At 71.6% G+C, this 16,288-nt stretch carries 18 protein-coding genes; 5 read left to right on the top strand and 13 right to left on the bottom strand.

Annotation, left to right across the window (positions count from 1 at the left end; all coding sequences use genetic code 11):
* The first annotated feature begins 108 nt into the window (after positions 1-108).
* A complete protein-coding gene (locus tag ACH4K4_RS06425) occupies positions 109-603 on the top strand; it encodes an LURP-one-related/scramblase family protein (protein WP_398165205.1) in 495 nt (164 codons plus the stop codon).
* Positions 604-624: 21 nt separating this feature from the next.
* Here the strand turns inward: ACH4K4_RS06425 and ACH4K4_RS06420 are convergent, their stop codons facing one another.
* Positions 625-1,413 carry a carbon-nitrogen family hydrolase gene (locus tag ACH4K4_RS06420; RefSeq protein WP_398165203.1) on the bottom strand — a complete coding sequence of 263 codons (789 nt, stop codon included), beginning with the start codon at positions 1,411-1,413 and terminating at the stop codon, positions 625-627.
* Between the two features lie 144 nt (positions 1,414-1,557).
* Here ACH4K4_RS06420 and ACH4K4_RS06415 point away from each other — a divergent pair, with 144 nt between their 5' ends.
* The gene (locus ACH4K4_RS06415) at positions 1,558-2,382 is read left to right on the top strand and encodes a maleylpyruvate isomerase family mycothiol-dependent enzyme (protein WP_398165202.1); all 825 of its coding nucleotides are present in this window, start codon (positions 1,558-1,560) and stop codon (positions 2,380-2,382) included.
* Positions 2,383-2,428: 46 nt separating this feature from the next.
* Here ACH4K4_RS06415 and ACH4K4_RS06410 read toward each other — a convergent pair whose 3' ends face one another.
* The 4 genes from ACH4K4_RS06410 to ACH4K4_RS06395 all read right to left on the bottom strand — a co-directional run bounded on the left by ACH4K4_RS06410 (position 2,429) and on the right by ACH4K4_RS06395 (position 7,785).
* Positions 2,429-3,748 carry a nitrate/nitrite transporter gene (locus tag ACH4K4_RS06410; protein WP_398165200.1) on the bottom strand — a complete coding sequence of 440 codons (1,320 nt, stop codon included), beginning with the start codon at positions 3,746-3,748 and terminating at the stop codon, positions 2,429-2,431.
* Complete coding sequence (locus tag ACH4K4_RS06405) at positions 3,745-4,491, bottom strand: GntR family transcriptional regulator (RefSeq protein WP_398165199.1); 747 nt, start codon at positions 4,489-4,491, stop codon at positions 3,745-3,747. Before ACH4K4_RS06405 ends, ACH4K4_RS06410 begins: the two co-directional genes overlap by 4 nt.
* Positions 4,492-4,623: 132 nt before the next feature.
* Positions 4,624-6,300 (bottom strand): MFS transporter, encoded by a 1,677-nt coding sequence (locus ACH4K4_RS06400; RefSeq protein WP_398165198.1) that lies wholly within the window; start codon positions 6,298-6,300, stop codon positions 4,624-4,626.
* Between the two features lie 129 nt (positions 6,301-6,429).
* Positions 6,430-7,785: a UDP-glucose dehydrogenase family protein gene (locus tag ACH4K4_RS06395; protein ID WP_398165196.1), complete on the bottom strand. Its 1,356-nt coding sequence runs from the start codon at positions 7,783-7,785 to the stop codon at positions 6,430-6,432.
* 207 nt (positions 7,786-7,992) lie between these two features.
* Between ACH4K4_RS06395 and ACH4K4_RS06390 the strand changes: the two genes are divergently transcribed.
* Together ACH4K4_RS06390 and ACH4K4_RS06385 are read left to right on the top strand one after the other, a co-directional pair.
* Positions 7,993-8,601: a TetR/AcrR family transcriptional regulator gene (locus ACH4K4_RS06390; RefSeq protein WP_398165194.1), complete on the top strand. Its 609-nt coding sequence runs from the start codon at positions 7,993-7,995 to the stop codon at positions 8,599-8,601.
* Complete coding sequence (locus ACH4K4_RS06385) at positions 8,598-10,052, top strand: MFS transporter (RefSeq protein WP_398165193.1); 1,455 nt, start codon at positions 8,598-8,600, stop codon at positions 10,050-10,052. Before ACH4K4_RS06390 ends, ACH4K4_RS06385 begins: the two co-directional genes overlap by 4 nt.
* 22 nt (positions 10,053-10,074) lie before the next feature.
* On the opposite strand, the gene ACH4K4_RS06380 is transcribed toward ACH4K4_RS06385, so the two are convergent.
* Positions 10,075-11,049 carry an NAD-dependent epimerase/dehydratase family protein gene (locus ACH4K4_RS06380; protein ID WP_398165192.1) on the bottom strand — a complete coding sequence of 325 codons (975 nt, stop codon included), beginning with the start codon at positions 11,047-11,049 and terminating at the stop codon, positions 10,075-10,077.
* Between the two features lie 153 nt (positions 11,050-11,202).
* On the opposite strand from ACH4K4_RS06380, the gene ACH4K4_RS06375 reads away from it, so the two are divergent.
* Positions 11,203-11,937: a TetR/AcrR family transcriptional regulator gene (locus ACH4K4_RS06375; RefSeq protein WP_398165190.1), complete on the top strand. Its 735-nt coding sequence runs from the start codon at positions 11,203-11,205 to the stop codon at positions 11,935-11,937.
* 63 nt (positions 11,938-12,000) lie between these two features.
* Here ACH4K4_RS06375 and ACH4K4_RS06370 read toward each other — a convergent pair whose 3' ends face one another.
* The 7 genes from ACH4K4_RS06370 to ACH4K4_RS06340 form a co-directional block, all read right to left on the bottom strand.
* Positions 12,001-12,297: a hypothetical protein gene (locus ACH4K4_RS06370; RefSeq protein ID WP_398165188.1), complete on the bottom strand. Its 297-nt coding sequence runs from the start codon at positions 12,295-12,297 to the stop codon at positions 12,001-12,003.
* Between the two features lie 150 nt (positions 12,298-12,447).
* Entirely contained in the window at positions 12,448-13,638 is a 1,191-nt protein-coding gene (tgmC, locus tag ACH4K4_RS06365) for an ATP-grasp peptide maturase system methyltransferase (protein ID WP_398165187.1), read from the bottom strand.
* Positions 13,635-13,853 carry a hypothetical protein gene (locus ACH4K4_RS06360; protein WP_398165186.1) on the bottom strand — a complete coding sequence of 73 codons (219 nt, stop codon included), beginning with the start codon at positions 13,851-13,853 and terminating at the stop codon, positions 13,635-13,637. The genes tgmC and ACH4K4_RS06360 overlap by 4 nt, the downstream gene beginning before the upstream one ends.
* Positions 13,814-14,614, bottom strand: a complete 801-nt coding sequence (locus ACH4K4_RS06355) for an MvdC/MvdD family ATP grasp protein (RefSeq protein WP_398165184.1) — start codon at positions 14,612-14,614, stop codon at positions 13,814-13,816. The genes ACH4K4_RS06360 and ACH4K4_RS06355 overlap by 40 nt, the downstream gene beginning before the upstream one ends.
* Positions 14,615-14,617: 3 nt before the next feature.
* On the bottom strand, positions 14,618-14,875 hold the full coding sequence (gene tgmA, locus ACH4K4_RS06350) for a putative ATP-grasp-modified RiPP (protein ID WP_398165183.1): 258 nt from the start codon (positions 14,873-14,875) through the stop codon (positions 14,618-14,620).
* Positions 14,876-15,116: 241 nt separating this feature from the next.
* A complete protein-coding gene (locus tag ACH4K4_RS06345; protein WP_398165182.1) occupies positions 15,117-15,305 on the bottom strand; it encodes a DUF397 domain-containing protein in 189 nt (62 codons plus the stop codon).
* 3 nt (positions 15,306-15,308) lie between these two features.
* Entirely contained in the window at positions 15,309-16,190 is an 882-nt protein-coding gene (locus ACH4K4_RS06340; protein ID WP_398165181.1) for a helix-turn-helix domain-containing protein, read from the bottom strand.
* Between the last annotated feature and the right edge of the window lie 98 nt (positions 16,191-16,288).

The following is a 16,288-nucleotide window of genomic DNA, read 5'->3' as shown; positions in this document are numbered from 1 at the left end:
CCGGGGCGGCGAAGGACCCGCGCAGGAGCGGCCCAAGGTCACCTGGCTGCGGCGTGTCCCGGGGCCGGAAAAGGCGCTTCGCCGTACGGCGGCCGGGAACATGGAGCCATGAGATTCCTCGTGCACGACCGGATCTTCGGCATCGGTGACGACTACTGGATCAACGACGAGCACGGCCGGCACGTGTACCTCGTCGACGGCAAGGCCCTGCGGCTGCGCGAGACCTTCGAGCTGAAGGACACCGAGCGGCGCGTGCTGGTCACCATCCGCAAGAAGTGGCTCGCCCTGCGCGACACCATGACCATCGAGCGCGACGACCGGCCGCTGGCCACCATCCGGCGCAAGCGGCTGTCGCTGCTGCGCAACCACTACCGCGTGGAGCTGGTGGACGGCACCGAGCTGGACGTCAGCGGCAAGATCCTGGACCGCGAGTTCGCCGTCGAGTACGACGGCGAACTGCTGGCGGACATCTCGCGCCGGTGGCTTTCCGTGCGGGACGCTTACGCGGTGCAGGTCGTACGGGACGACGCCGATCCCTCGCTGCTCATCGCGGTCGCGGTGTGCGTGATCCGGCTCGCGGAGCGGGAAAGGGGGGAGGACTGAGCGCGGCGTCCCTGTACGCCGTTACGGAAGGTCCAGGCCCAGGACCCGGTCGCGCAGGGCCGGGAAGTCCGCGCGGGTCTTGCCCACCTTGGCCGGATCCAGCTCCACGGTCAGCACCTCCTCGTACGGCCCCGCCTCCGCGAGCACCTCGCCCCACGGGTCGACGACGACGCTGTGGCCCGCCTGCTCGACGCCGCCGTTCGTGCCCGCGGTACCGCAGGCCAGCACATAGCTCTGGTTCTCCACCGCGCGGGCGCGGGCCAGCAGGGACCAGTGCGCGCGGCGGCGGGCCGGCCAGCCCGCCGGGATGACGAGCGTCTGCGCGCCCGCGTCCACCAACTGCCGGAACAGCTCGGGGAAGCGCAGGTCGTAGCAGGTCGCCAGGCCCAGCGTCGTGTCGGGCAGCGGCACGGTGGCCGGCTTCTCGCCCGCTCCCAGCAGGACCGCCTCGCCCTTGTCGAAGCCGAAGCGGTGGATCTTCCGGTAGGAGCCGGCGAGCTGCCCGTCCGGCGCGAAGACCAGCGAGGTGTTGTAGAGGGTGCCGTCGGCGGCCCGTTCGACGAAGGAGCCGGCGTGCAGCCAGACCCCGGCGTCCCGGGCGGTCTGTGACATCGCCTGGTAGGTGGGCCCTTCGAAGGGCTCCGCCTCGTCGGCGAACGACTCGAACGCGAAGGCGCCCACGGGCCACAGCTCGGGCAGCACCACCAGATCGCTGTCCGCCCGCTCGCGCACCAGCGAACCAGCGCGCTGCCGCCGCGAATTGACCGGTTCTTCCGTGTCCACACCCATCTGGATCAGTGAAGCGCGCACAGTACCACCGCCTAAGCATTCGAGCCGGTACGCCGTCAAAAATCGACCTACGATGGTCACCCGAAAGCACTGCCGGGGTGCCCGTGCGCAGCGTAACTTAACTGCACAGACAGCAGCCCGCGTACGAACCGTCCGAGGGGTCCCGTGACCGTCCATCCCAGCCTGCAGCCCTACATCGACGCCTGGACGCACTCCATCGAGGCGATATCCGAGCTGGTCACACCACTCGTCGAAGGGGAGTGGAACAGGCCGACGGATCTCCCGGGGTGGTCCGTCCGCGACATCGTCTCGCACATCATCGGCCTGGAGAGCGAGATGCTCGGCGACCCCAGGCCCATCCATTCGCTGCCGCGCGACCTCTACCACGTGCGCACCGAATTCGCCCGCCGTATGGAACTCCAAGTGGACGTACGGCGGCACCACACAGGCCCCGAGATGACCGCCGAGCTGGAGTACATGGTCATCCGCCGGGCACGGTCGCTGCGCAACGAGACCCGCGACCCCGAGACGGTGCTGCGTACCCCGCTCGGCGAGGAGCGCACGCTCGCGTACGCCCTGCGGCAGCGGGCGTTCGACGTCTGGGTCCACGAACAGGACCTGCGGCACGCGCTGAACGCCCCCGGCAACCTCGACTCCCCCGGCGCCCAGCTCACCCGCGACCTGCTGCTGCTCGCGCTGCCGAAAGTGGTCGCCAAGGACGCGGGCGCGCCCGCCGATTCGGCCGTCGTCTTCGACGTCAGCGGCCCGCTGGAGTTCATGCGGACGGTGCGGGTGGACGCGCAGGGCAACGGCACGGTGGACGCGAGCGTCTCGCTCGGCCCGGCCGTCACGTTCTCGATGGACTGGGAGACGTTCTGGCGGCTGGCCTGCGGCCGGGTGCGGCCCGCCGCCGTCGCCGAACAGGTGAAGATCGACGGCGACCGCGCGCTGGCCGAGGCGGTCCTCGCGCACTTCGCGATCACGCCGTAGGGGCCTTCGCCGCACGGCCGCCGGGACCCGCCCCCGCCCGGTCCCCTCACACCGGTACGTGCACCGCCTCGACCCGGCTGGTGACCAGCCGCTCCCGCTCCCGCCGGTGCGCACGCGCGCGCAGCCGCAGGATCTGCACGACGCCGACCGCCTCCAGGACGAAGACCGAGGCGAAGGCGATCCGGTAGTTGTCGCCGGTGGCGTCCAGCAGCACGCCGATCGCCAGCAGCACCGTCATCGACGCGGTGAAGCCGCCCATGTTGACGATGCCGGAGGCGGTGCCCTGGCGCTCCGGCGGGTTGGCCGGGCGGGCGAAGTCGAAGCCGATCATCGAGGCGGGGACGCAGCCGCCGAGCACCGTGCACAGGACGATCAGCAGCCAGACCGGCGCGTGGTCGGCCGGCCAGGCCAGGGTGAGGGCCCACAGCAGCGCGGTGACGGCGACGGTGCCGAGCGCCAGCGGCACGCGGGCGGCGTGGTGGCGGGCGATGACCTGCCCGTACACGAGGCCGATGGCCATGTTCGACAGGACGACGAGGGTGAGCAGTTCGCCCGCCTCACCGCGCGTCAGGCCCTGCGCCTCGACGAGGAACGGCAGGCCCCACAGCAGCAGGAAGACCATCGCGGGGAACTGGGTGGTGAAGTGCACCCACATGCCCAGCCGGGTGCCCGGCTCGCGCCAGGCGTCGGCTATCTGGCGGCGGACGAAGGCGCCGCCGGTGTGTGTGGCGGGCGCCGGGGCGGGCTCGTAGCCCTTGGGGTGGTCCTTGAGGAAGGCCAGCACCAGGGCGAGTACGACGAACCCGCCGACCGCGCTGGCCGCGAAGGTCTGCGTCCAGCCGAAGGTGTGCAGCAGCCGGGCCAGGACCAGCGTGGAGACGAGGTTGCCCGCCATGCCGATGAGGGCGGCGACCTGGGCTATCAGCGGGCCGCGGCGGGCCGGGAACCAGTGCGTGCCCAGCCGCAGCACGCTGATGAAGGTCATCGCGTCACCGCACCCGAGCATCGCCCGCGAGCCCAGCGCCATGGCGTACGACTGCGACAGCGCGAAGCCGAACTGGCCGACGGTGTACAGGACGACACCCAGGACCAGCACCTTCTTGATGCCGAGCCGGTCGACCATCAGGCCGACGGGTATCTGCATGCCCGCGTAGACGAGCAGTTGGAGGATGGAGAAGGTGGAGAGCGCGGAGGCGTTGATGTGGAAACGTTCCGCCGCGTCCAGTCCCGCCACGCCGAGGCTCGTACGGTAGGTGATCGCCAGGAAGTAGACGGCGACCCCGATGCCCCAGACCGCCATGGCCCTGCGGCCGCCGGGCGGGTCGCCGGGCAGCAGGGCGCCCCGGCCCCCGGTCCCGCCGCTCATCGGACGTCTCCCTGTGCCAGGTTCCGCACCCAGCTGACGTGCCGGTGCACGGCGTCGGTGGCCGCCGCGGCGTCCCCTGCGCGCAGCGCTTCCAGGATCTCGCCGTGTTCCGCGATGTTCTTCGCGATCCGGTCCGGGTTCGCGTGCATGACGGCGACGCCCATCCGCAGCTGCCGGTCCCGCAGCTGCTCGTACAGCCGGTCCAGGATCTGGTTGCCCGCGTTGCGCACGATCGCCGCGTGGAAGCAGCGGTCGGCGACGGACACGGCGGCGAGGTCGCCGGACGCGGCCAGTTCCTTCATCTTCGCGAGCTGCTCCTCCAGCTCGGCGAGGAGCGCCGGGCCGGCCGGCACGGCCTTGCGCGCCGCGTGCTCCTCTACCAGCAGCCGGGTCTCCACCACGTCCGCGATCTCCTGTGCGGAGACCGGCAGGACCATGGCGCCCTTCTTCGGGTAGAGCTTCATCAGCCCCTCGGCCTCAAGGCGCAGCAGGGCCTCCCGCACGGGCGTGCGCGAGACGCCGACGGCCTCGGCCAGTTCCCCTTCGGTGAGCAGCATCCCGCCCTCGTAGCGCCGCTCCAGTACGGCTTGCTTGACGTAGGCGTAGACGCGCTCGGCGGCGGGCGGGGTCTTGGCAGGCGTCTTGGCCGGCGTCTCGGCGGGCGCCGGGGCGGCGGAGCCGGTGGTGGCTGTGGTGCGTGGGGAGTCCGGGGCAGAGGTGACCGGAGCGGCGGCTGATGACATGCGCACAGCATAGATACAACACGTATGCGTCAGGCAGGGCGGTCCGGGATGCGGACGGGAGCGGGGTGGGGCGCAGGGGGGCGCGGGGTGGGGGCGCAGGCCGCTGCCCCCGGAGCGCCGTGCCCGGGTCGCTCAGTGCTGGTGGGCCGACAGCTCCTCGGTGCGGTCCAGCGCGTACGCCCAGATCAGGTGCCGTACGCGGGGCGCGCTGCCCGGCTTGATCAGGCTGCGGGCCCGCGCTTCGAGCTCCTGGTCCTCCTTGGTCCCGCGCTCCAGGTGCTGGCGCAGGTGCTCCCGCTCGGAGACGACGGTGAACGTCTCCAGGAAGACCGTCGGATCGTCCATGTCCTCGAACAGGCCCCACAGGGTCGCCCCGGTCCGCCGCCTGGCCTGCCCGACCGGCCGCATGGCCCGGATGAACGCCTCCGCGTCGGCCCGGTCCACCCGCCACTCGACGATGACCAGCACAGGGCCGATGTTGCGGCCCGGCGTCTGCATGCTCTCCGTCTCGGGCCAGTGCTGCACATGCTCCATGTCGATGTGGCCCGCGGGCATCGGCATCAGCCACGTGCCCACGGCCGTCGCCAGGACCAGTCCGATACCCGCGATCACGAACGCGGTCTGTACGCCGAACCAGTCGGCCACCAGGCCCCAGCCCACCCCGCCCAGCGCCTGTCCGCCCATGAAGACCAGCTGGTAGTAGGCGAGCGCGCGGGTGCGCGCCCAGACGGGCAGCAGGATCTGCGCCGAGGCGGACAGGGTCGACAGCACGGCCACCCAGGCCAGGCCCGAGACGATCAGCGCGACCGCCGCGACGATCGGCGACGACACCAGGCCGATCACGGCCATGGTGGCCGCGTACAGCACCATGGCGACGGTCACCAGGCCGTTCGTCGTCGTACGGGGCCGGATCGCCGGCAGCGCGACGGCACCCGCCACGGCGCCCACGCCGACGCAGCCCAGCAGCAGGCCGTAGCCCCCGGCGCTCATCCCCAGCGGGCCACGGGCGATCGCCGGGAGCAGCGCCCACAGTCCGCCCGCGAAGAGCATGAACAGCCCCGAGCGGCCGAGGACCGCCCCGAACTGGGGCGCCCTGCGCACGTAACGGGCGCCCGCGCGGATCGCGCCGCGCACGTGCTCCGAGCCCAGCGGCCGGTGCGTGGCGGGCCGCCGCCACGCGTAGAGCACGATCATGACGCCCAGGAAGGACAGCGCGTTGATCCCGAAGGTGGCCGCGGGCCCCGCGGCGGAGATGAGCAGGCCGCCGATGGCCGGTCCCGCGGCCCGCGCGACGTTGCCGTTGGCGCTGTTGAGCAGCGCCGCCTGGTGGATCTCGTCCTTGCTGACCAGCTCGGGCTGGATGGCCTGGAAGGAGGAGATGCAGAAGGCCTCGCCGACTCCCATCAGCGCGGTCAGGCCGAGCAGCAGGGCCGGGGTCACCGCGTCGGCGCCCGTGACGAGGGCGAGGCCGGCCGCGCCGAGGAACATCAGCAGCTGGCCGCCGAGGAGCAGGCGCCGCTGGTCGAGGATGTCGCCCAGCGCCCCGGCGGGCACCACCAGCGCGAAGACCGGCAGCGTGGTGGCCGTCTGGACGAGGGCCACCTCCAGGGCCCCGCCGCCGAGGTCGCCCATCAGCCACTGGGCGCCGACCGTCTGCATCCAGGTGCCCATGTTGGCCGCGAGCTGGGCGATCCACAGGGCACGGAACACCCGGCGGCGCATCGGGGCCCACGCCGACGGTTCCGGAAGAGCCGCCTGCGGGGGAGTCCCGTCCGCAGGCGGCTCGTCCAGCGTGGGTGGCTGATTCACCGGAACGCTCTCCTCGCCGTGGCAACCGACCGCTGTGTCCCTGTGTCCGTACCCGCAACGACCACATACGTCCCGAGATTCACCGGTCTGGGAGAAGGGGCGGGGGTGTGCCGCCCGCTGCCGGGCCTGTCATGCCTCCGTCCGGGGACCGGCCCGGCGGCTCACGCCGCTGTGGACGGCCGAGGCGGGCAGCCGGGTACCGACGCTGCGGTACCGGACCGGCAGGTCGTGCATCTGTTCGGGGCTGAGGCAGTTCTTCCCGTCGATGATCAGGCGCGGTTCGGCGAGCAGGGCGGCCAGCCCCCGCCAGTCCGCCTCGATCGCCTGCGGCCATTCGGTCAGCACGACGGCGGCGTGCGCCCCCTCGACCGCGTCGGGCAGACCGGCGGCCGCGCGGGCGCCGGGGAAGAGCCCCGCGGTGGTGCCGGTGTCGGTGCCCGGGTCCCACACCCGGACCCGCGCCCCCTGGGCGAGCAGCGCGGGGACCACCGTACGGCTGGGGGCCGCGCGCAGGTCGTCGCTCCAGGGCTCGTACCGCACGCCGAGCACGGCGATCTCCGCGTCGGCCAGACCGTCGGCGAGCCCGTCGCCCGGCCCGTCGCCGAGTCCGGCGCCGAGTTCGGTGCGCAGGATCTGGATGGCCAGCCCGGCCTGCGCGTCGTTGACGGCGATGGTGGCGCGCAGCAACGGCGTCGCCAGCCCCTCCGTGCCCGCCCAGTGGGCCAGCGCGTTGGTGTCCTTGGGCAGGCAGGAGTCGCCGTACCCCAGCCCTGGCTGGAGGAAGGCGTGGCCGATACGGGGGTCGAAGCCGACGCCCTGCATGACGTGGTCGATGTCGATGTCGGGGCCGCAGCACATGCCCGCCACCTCGTTCGCGAAGCTGATCTTCGTGGCGAGGAAGGCGTTGCTCGCGTACTTGATCATCTCGGCACCGGAGGGCGTGGTCGCCACCCAGGGCGCCGACACGCCCGCGTACAGCTCCCGCAGCGCCTCCAGCCCGCCCTCGGTCCACGTGCCGGCCACGATCCGGGCGGGCACGGCCCAGTCCTCCAGCGCGCTGCCCTGGTTGAGGAACTCCGGGTTGTACGCGAAGCGTTCACGCAGCCCGGGGTGCGTCTCGGCGAGCATGGCGCTGGTGCCCGGCGGCACGGTGGATTTCAGCACCACGCACGGCGCGGGCAGCAACCGCAGGACCTCCTCCAACACGGCGTCCACCTGCGTCAGGTCGGCCGACCCGTCGGCCGCGGGCGGCGTGCCCACGGTGACGAGGACGATGTCGAACGGCGTCCGCCGGTGGCTTTCCGTGACGGAATCGGTGAAGCGGAGCCTCCCGGTGGCCCCGGCGGCCGACAGCTGCTCCGGCAGCCCCGGCTCGAACACCGGCGCCCGGCCCTCGCGCAGCAAGCGCAACCGGCCCGGATCCTGTTCTATTCCGGTGACCTGATGTCCCTGGTGGGTAAGGGCGACCGCTCCGGTCAAGCCCACGTATCCCTGTCCTATGACCGCGACTCGCATCACCAATCAGCCCCTTCGGTCCTGCTGATGTGATGAGCCCGTTACGGGGGTTTCGCCCCGTTACGAGGCAATTGAACCAAGTCTGCGCGGCACGGCCAGCGGGCGCAGCCGGAGCCACCCTCCCCTCGCCCCTCCCAGCTCGTAGACACTGTCTACGTCTCCTGGTAGACAGTGTCTATGCACCGACAGAACGAGCCGCACGGCCCGCACCAGGAAGAAGCGAACCTCCGCCACCGGCTGGTGGCCGCCGGGGCCGAACTCGTCGCGAGCGAAGGGGCGCAGGCACTGACCCTCCGCGAAATCGCACGCCGCGCGGGCGTCTCGCACGGGGCACCGCGCCGCTATTTCCCGACGCACCTCTCCCTGCTGTCCGCCATCGCACGGGAAGGATTCGCCGGCCTTTCGGACCGGGTCGCCGAAGCGGTCGCCGACGCCCCCGGCGCACGCGCCGCCCTGCAAGCCCTGGCCCGCGCCTACGTCGGCTTCGCCCGCGCCCACCCCGGCATGTTCGAGCTGATGTTCCGCCACGACCTGCTGAAAAGCGATCAGCTCGGCCTGCGGGAGACGAGCCTGCCGCTCTTCGCCACCCTCGTTGACCTGGTCGCCCACGTGAGGCCCCGCCCCGCCGCCGAGCCCGCGGTCGTCGCGGGCGCACTGTGGGCGAACCTGCACGGCATCGCCCAACTGCGTGCCTGGGGAAGCCTCCAGCTCGCCACGGGAACCGACGACGCCGAGCCGCTGCTGCGCGCCGCGCTCGACGCGCACCTGGGCCCGGAGCCCCGGTGAGTACCCGCCGGCTCCAGCGCCGCACGCTCGTCAGCAGCATCACCGGAGCCGTGATCGTCGCCCTGGACGGCACCGTGCTGACCGTCGCGCAACCCACCGTTCAAGAGGACTTGGACGCCTCGTTCGTACAGGTCCAGTGGGCGGGCACGGGCTACCTGATCGCCGTGGCCGGCCTCCTCGTCTTCGCGGGCCGCCTCGGTGACCGCTACGGCCACCGGCGGGTCTTCGCCCTGGGAGTGCTCGGCTTCGCCGCCACGTCGGCCGGCATCGGCCTGGCGCCCGACATCCGCTGGGTCATCGGCCTCCGCGTAGCCCAAGGGGTATCCGGAGCCCTGCTGCAACCGGCCACCCTCGGCATGCTGCGCGCCGTCTACCCGCGCGACCGGCTCGGAGCGCCCATCGCGCTGCGTACCAGCGCCATCGGACTGGCGGTCGCGGCCGGCCCGGTGCTCGGCGGCGCGCTGGCCGCCCACCTGGGCTGGCGCGCGGTCTTCTTCCTGAACGTCGCCCCCGCGCTGGCCGCGTGCGCACTGGTATTCGCCGTACGGATACCGGCCCCGCACGACCCGCCGCCCGCCGTACGGCTCGACCTGCCCGGCGCCTGCCTGTTCACGGTGGCCCTGAGCGGCCTGGTCAACACCCTCGTCGGGGTACCGGAGGACGGCTGGACGCCGGTCACCGCGCTCGGCCTGGCCGCCGCCGTGGCGGCCGGCGCCGCCTTCGTACGCCACGAACGACGCACCGCGAGCCCGCTGATCCCACCGGACGTGCTCCGCTCCCCGGTCGTCGCCCCGGCCCTCGGCATCCTGGTCACCGTGTCGGCGGCCCTGTTCGGCGCGCTGTTCCTCGGCACGTACTACCTCCAGGACGTGCTGGCGCTCGACCCGCTCCGCAGCGGCCTGGAAACCCTGCCGCTGGCCGTCATGATGATCCTCTGCGCCCCGGCCTCGGCCGCCCTGACGCGCCGGCTCGGCACCCGCCGTACGGCCGCGACCGGCGCGGCCCTGGTCACCCTCGGCGTCCTCCTGATGTCCCGCCTCGACGAGGCGTCGGGCACCGCGGCCATCGGCACCTGTTTCCTCCTCCTCGGCGCCGGGTTCGGCACGGTGATGGTCACCGCGACGGCCGCGATCGTGCACCAGGCGTCCGTACACACCGCCGGGGTCGCCGGCGGCCTCCAGCAGACCGCGCTGAACCTCGGCCCGACACTGGGCGTCGCCGCGGCGACCATGCTGATGACGGCGTTCACCGCGCCGGTCCCCGGGGGCGGGCCGCGCGTGGCCGGGCCCTCCTTCGTCACCGCCATGGGCCCCACGCTGGCGACCCTCGCGGCCGCGGCAGCCGTCGGCGTACTCCTGGCCCTCCGGCTGCCGAGCCGTACGGCGGAGCGGGCGGCGGCGGAAACCCCGGAACCACTGCCCGCCGCACCGGCCCGGCACCCCGGGCCCTGACCGGCCACCGCCCGCCCATCCCTTAGGCCGCGCGGCCCGCCCCACCCTGCTCCGCGAGCCAACCGCGGTACCAGCCGACGGTCGCGCCGATCCCGTCGGGCAGCGGAACGGGCGCCATGTCGAAGCGCCGCTCGAAAGCGTCCGAAACCATCTCCTGCGCCTCGGTGTGCTGGTAGAACAGCTCGGCGTACTCCGCCATGAAGGCGTCGTCGAACGGCCCCCAGGGCCGCGGCTCCGCCAGCACCTCCGTACCGAACGCCACCCCTGCGTGCTCCCGTACGAGCCCCAACACCTCCCGCACGGTCGGCGCGGCAGCCGTCGGCAGGTGCCAGACCAGCCCGTACGCGTCCGGCTCCTGGCCGAGCCGGGCCAGGCCGCGGGCGACGTCCCCGATGTGCGTGAAGCTGTGCGGCACGTCCAGGCTGCCGAGGGCCAGGACCGTGCCGCCGGTCAGCGCCGCCGGGAAGACCGCCGCGCCCAGCGTCGAGTTGAGCACCCGCGGCCCGTAGAAGTCGGCCGCACGGGCCAGCACGACCGGCAGCCGGCCCGCCTCGTGAGCCGCCAGGTACGCCTCGTCCAGCTGCGCCCGCATCCGGCCCTTGCGGGAAGTGGCCCGCCACGGCGCGTCCTCGGTCAGCGGCATGCCGCCGGACGGACCGTACGGGTACAGGGTGTCCGTCACCACCAGCCGGGCGCCCACCGCCGCCACGGCGTCCACGATCACCTTCTGGAGCGCGGGCATCACCTCGACCTGGAGCTCGTAGGCGACGTTCACACAGTGGTAGACCACCTCGGCCCCGGCCACCGCCTGCCGCGCGGCGTCCGGCGACCCGAGGTCGGCGGCGACGGCCTCCACGCCGGACAGCCGGCTCCGGCCCGCGCGGTCGACGGTCCGTACCCGGTGGCCCTGCCGCAGCAGTTCCTCGGCGAGCGTGGTGCCGGCCGGGCCGGTACCCAGGACGACATGCAGCGGACGGGACGACGAAGCAGCACACATGCGAACCCCCAACATTCGAAGCGACGAGAGACACCGCACCGCGGCGCCCACCCAATGCCTCTCACTATAGCTACACCTTCTAACCAACACTACAGCCGATACCCTGACTGCCTCAGGAGAGACCTCCGCCAGCCCTTCGATGGAGCCGACCTCATGCCGCCAGCCGCACCCTCCACGCCCCCCACCCCTTCCACGCCGCGCGAGCGGTACCGGGCCCAGGTCCAGCAAGAGGTCAAACAGGCCGCCCTGGCGCAGATCGCGGAGGGCGGCATCGAAGCGCTCAGCATCAACGCCATCGCCAAGACCCTGGGCATGTCGGGCCCCGCCCTCTACAAGTACTTCCGCAACCGCGACGACCTGCTCACGGCCCTCATCAGCGACGGATACGAAGACGCCGCCGAAGCCATCCGCACGGCCGCGCACCACACCGCCGACCGGTCACCGCGCGACCGCCTGCTCGCCCTCGCCCACGCGTTCCGCGACTGGGCCGTCGCCCAGCCCCACCGCTACCTGCTCCTCGCAGGCACCCCCTCCGCGACGTACGAGGCCCCCGGCCACACCGCCGAGAGCGCCCGCGCCGTCCTCGGCCCCTTCATGGCCGTCCTCGCCGAAGGCAGCCCGTGGCCGGCCGCCGAGCCCCTGTACGACGAGGTACGCGCCTGGATCGCGACCACCCCCGAGGTCGCCACCTGGGTCGCCGCCTACGCCCCCGTGGCCGACCCGGTCCCCGCCCTCGCCGCCACCGTGCTCGCCTGGACCCGCACCCACGGCATCGTCAGCCTCGAAGTCCAGGGCAGCTACAAGGGCATGGGCCACGATCCCGCCACCCTCCTCACCCTGGAAATCGGCACCCTCGCCGACGCGACGGGGCTGGCCTCCGGCACCTGACCCCACACGGAAAAGGGCCCCGGCGGGGCATGCCGCCGGGACCCTTCCCCATACCTGTCACGCCTACCGCCAAGCGCCCTTCTTACAGGCGGGCTTCACGTGCTTGTCCTTGACGTGAATCGCCTCAAGCTGCTGCCTGCACAGGTCGAGCGAGTACGCCGACCCCGCACCGTCCTCGGCGGTCGAGCACGCGTTGGCGGCCTTGCCGCCGACGGGCACGTTGTAGCCCGCATGCCGCAGGTACTGCTGGCAGTCCCACGACATCGCCTGCGCCGGACTCGCCCCAACCAGCGGCAACGCCCCCGCCACAACCACACCACCAGCAGCCACAGCCGCCCGCCGAACCCACTTGCTCCGCATCTCACGTTCCTTTCGACACTGTCTGTGCCGGGCGCGCCTGCCCAGGGAGGGCGGGAGTACTCCCTCGTCGGCCCGCACGTCCCGCACACTGCGCACGGCGCCCTGGTGTGGGCGGGGTACGACGCCGTCTTGTGCGCGCCTCGGCTGCCTTCAGGGCAACATGAGGTCGGGAAGTCGAGCATGAGTCAGTCGCTGCCCGCTGCTGTCCACGTGCAACCGGAAGGTAGCTGGTGGGGGTTTGCCCGCCTGGTCGTACACGTCGATGACCGCTTCAATGCACTCCCAGAGTCGGACGGGCCCTTTTTCCTGCGCCCTCCAGCCGGAATCGTGCCGGGTGAGGATGGCGACTGACCCGGTGACGGTGTCGATCAGGTACGTCCGGTCGCCGAAGGTGGTCAGCTGGGCGGAAGGCGCCGCGCTCTGGGCAAGGAAGCGCAGGTGGAAGGCTTCTGTGGTGGTGGCGGTGATGCGCTCGGGGGCGTGTCGGACTTCGCGTGTGTCCCCGGGCATGTCGGCGGCCCAGTGTGCGGGGTTGCCGAAGGCAGGGGCGGCGTGGGTGCGGGCGCTCATGAAGCTGACCGTGCCGTTGAGAAGCGGGCCCTCGGCCGTGCCGTCCTCCGCGACGGTCAGCAGAACGCGAGCGTACCCGTACAGCCAGCCGCTGAGGGTGAGCAGGACCTTGCCGCCAGGACACGTCTGGGCGATGAGGGCCGGCGGGACGGAGCGGAAGGAGCAGGCCGCCACGATGCGATCGAAGGGTGCTTCGGGCCAGTAGCCGTACAGGCCGTCGGACACGGCGAGGGTCGGCGTGTAGCCGGCGTTGTCGAGCGCTGTGGCGGCTTGGTTCAGGCGGTGGGCGTCGACCTCGATGGAGGTGACGGCGTCCGAGCCGATGTACGCGCAGGCCAGGGCGGTGGAGTAGCCGCTGCCCGTGCCGATCTCCAAAACGGTGTGGCCGGGGCGTACATCGGCGTCGGCCCACATGCGCACGACCAGGGACGGCAGGGTGGAGGAGGAGGTGGGTGCCCCTCCATGTCGTACAGCGCGGTCCTTCCAGTCCGCCTCCTCACCGTCGAACTGGGTGATCAGGGTGATGTCCGAGTAGGCGGCAGCCAGCCAGCGGGCAGAGTCGCCGTCGGCGGTGACCGGCTCCCACAGGGGGAGCCCGGTGGCGTCGCGTCCATCGGCCGGCAGGTAGAAGCCGGGCACGAAGAGGTGCCGGGGAACGGTACGGACGGCGTCGAGCCACCCCGAAGCGTTCACGCCGGCGTGCGTGAGCGTTTGGGCCAGCTCCCGGCGTCGCTGGGCAGCGTCTTGATCGAAGTCGGTCTCCCGCGTCATGACGGTGCTGCTCCTTGCTGGAGGAGGTCGGCGAGGGCTGTGACGACCTGGTCGGCGTCCGGCAGCCAACCGAACTGGCCGTTCGGGTTGCACTCGTAGACCGTCCAGTGCTCGGGGTGCGCGGCATCGCCGGTCAGGGCGAAGTCGAAGCACCCGAACTCCAGGGTGAACGATCTCAGGTAGGCGCGGAGCGCGGCGGCGATGGGGCCCGGCACCTTGGTCGGGGCGTACGTAAGGGCCTCGGGTGGACAGCGGCGCCAGTCCAGTACGGCCTCGGGGCGGTGATCGTCTGGGCGAAGACGAGGTCACCGACCACGGTGACCCGTACGTTGCGGACGCTGGGCACCTCGGCCTGGAAGAGGTGAGCGGTCACCGCGATCGAGTCGTCGAAGGTGCTGGGGTCGACGGGCTGGGCCCAGATCGCGCCGGTGTAGCCGTTCTCCGAGGGCGGCAGGCCCCGGAAGGTCTTGTAGATGATCCGGCCGTGGTGAGCGGCGAACTTCACGGCTTGGGCGACGTCGTTGGTGATCAGGGTCGGGGGAATGGTCAGACCCAGCTCGGCGAAGCGCCGCAACTGGGCGGGTTTGAAGTCCGCGCGGGCAATAGCGGCCGGGTGGCTGACGTACCGGACACCGCGCAGCGCATAAAGGAGCCCACCGAGGCCGTGCCGGGCCTCAGCGACCGAGAAATCCCGCTGCTGCGGGGGCAGATGTGCGAATCGGCCTTGGTAGGGGGTGGGGCGGCGGTAGTAGACCGCCGCCACCTCGTCCAGCTCCACCGTCCGGATCGGCGTACGCACCGTGCCACTCCATACGGGCCGTTCCCCCTCACCGATCCGCGCCGCGAACGACAGGCCGACGCCGATATCCGCCGGGTCGACGCGGGCCACCGGTACGCCTCGCTCGTTCAGCGCGGCGATGACCCAGTCAGCGGTGACGTCCTCCAGCGAGGTGATGACCAGCACAGTGGAAGCCACCGGTCAGTCCGACTCGTAGTCGGTGGTGTTGTCATCCTGGACTTGCGGTGTCGGCTCCTGACCGTCTCCGCCTCCCGAGTACGTCGCCGTGCCGGTGGTCTTGTTGGTCCCGTGCTTGCCCATCTCCACCACCCGGCCGTCCGCGTCGGTGTACACCGCAGTCTGGGTGATCTCGTCCAGGTGCGCCGCTGTGTACGGCGGCGGTCCTGCCGGAAGGCGGTCGGTAACCAGACGCAAAGCCCATGGGGCCGCAGAGTCCATAGGGGTACCTCCTCGCTACGGAGTGAAGTGCGCCCCCCTCTCCCCCTCGCGTTGGGCGCCTTGCCACAGCTTGGCGATTACCCTGAGCGAGCACCAGCCCCCTAACGGTGGGAGTTCGGCACGGGAAGGCGTCGCTGCGTTACCGGCCACGGTGCGCCGACGGCCTCGACGCGCTCCTGCCTGGAGGGACCCCCGCTGTAACTGGTCTTGACGAACTGCAATATGTCCCAAGTCAGAAAGGTCATATGTTCCCGTCGACCACGGCGGCCCGAAAGGCCAGCCACTCGCGGTCCCCGAAGAGCAAAGTGCGCCCGGCCGGGTTCTTGGAGTCGCGGACGGCCACGACGGTGGGCACGTTGGTGGCCACCTCGACGCACTCGCCACCACCCGGGCTGCTGTAGCTGGATTTGGTGAACTGGAACTCGCACACGGGTCATAGATCCTTACGGATGGTGTCGATCAGAGTGACTGAGTCTCGCGGCGCCAGGCTCAACCTGGCGGTCCGGTCGAAGAAAGCTGCGTAAGTGGCGCTATCCTCCGCGTTCTCCACCCAGACGGTAGAGGCGATGCCGTCGACATGCACGACGTCCACTGCCTCGTTCTCGGCGAATGACAGGATGTTGAACGGACCCGTGATGCACGGGTGGCCCCCTGCCCGAAACGGTAGGACCTGCAGCTTTACGTTGGGCAGCCCGGCCAGGTCGATCAACTGACCCAGCTGCTTGCGCATGACCTCTGTACCGCCCACCAGTTGCCGAAGGGCTGCTTCCCAGACCACGGCGTACACCTGGAGGGGCCGCTCCCCGCTGAGCCTCTCCTGTCGGCGCAGCCTGACCTCGACGATGTGCTCGATCTCGTCCGGGTCTTGCCACGCCCCGTAACTCACCTCCAATGCGCGGGCGTATTCGCGGGTTTGGCACAGCCCGGGGACCAGCGACAGCTGCCAGTTCCGAATCCGGCTCGCCACATCCTCCAAGGCGATGTACTCCGCCAAAGCCCCCGCGTTCGGCGAATGGTGCCACCACCCCTTCGCCTTCCGCCGTTCCCGATCCAGCTTCGCCAGGCCCAGCAGCCGCGCCAGCGTCGCGTCGTCGTCCGACCCGTAGAGATGACACAGCGCACGGATGTCCGGGTCCCGCATCGGGACAAGCCCGCGCTCCATCTTCGCGACCTTGGGGACCGAGGCGGTCAGCGCCTCCGCCGCGCGGGCCTGGCGCAGGTTCCGGGCCTCCCGCATGCGCAGCAGCTCGCCGCCCAGCCTGCGGCCCAGCACCGTCGAGACCGAAGCGCCCCGTTCGGGTCGGTCATTCGCCATCTTTCGCCCCCTGCCGTCGAGTTGCCCAACCTACTTCTCGTAAAAGTTTCTGCGCGAGCAACTTGCCGCATCACGCACCGCAACACTACCTTCTGTGT

Source organism: Streptomyces sp. NPDC017529 (genome assembly GCF_044329785.1).
GTDB lineage: Bacteria > Actinomycetota > Actinomycetes > Streptomycetales > Streptomycetaceae > Streptomyces.
Note: the sequence above shows the minus strand (reverse complement) of the source record. Positions and strands in the feature narration are given on the sequence as shown.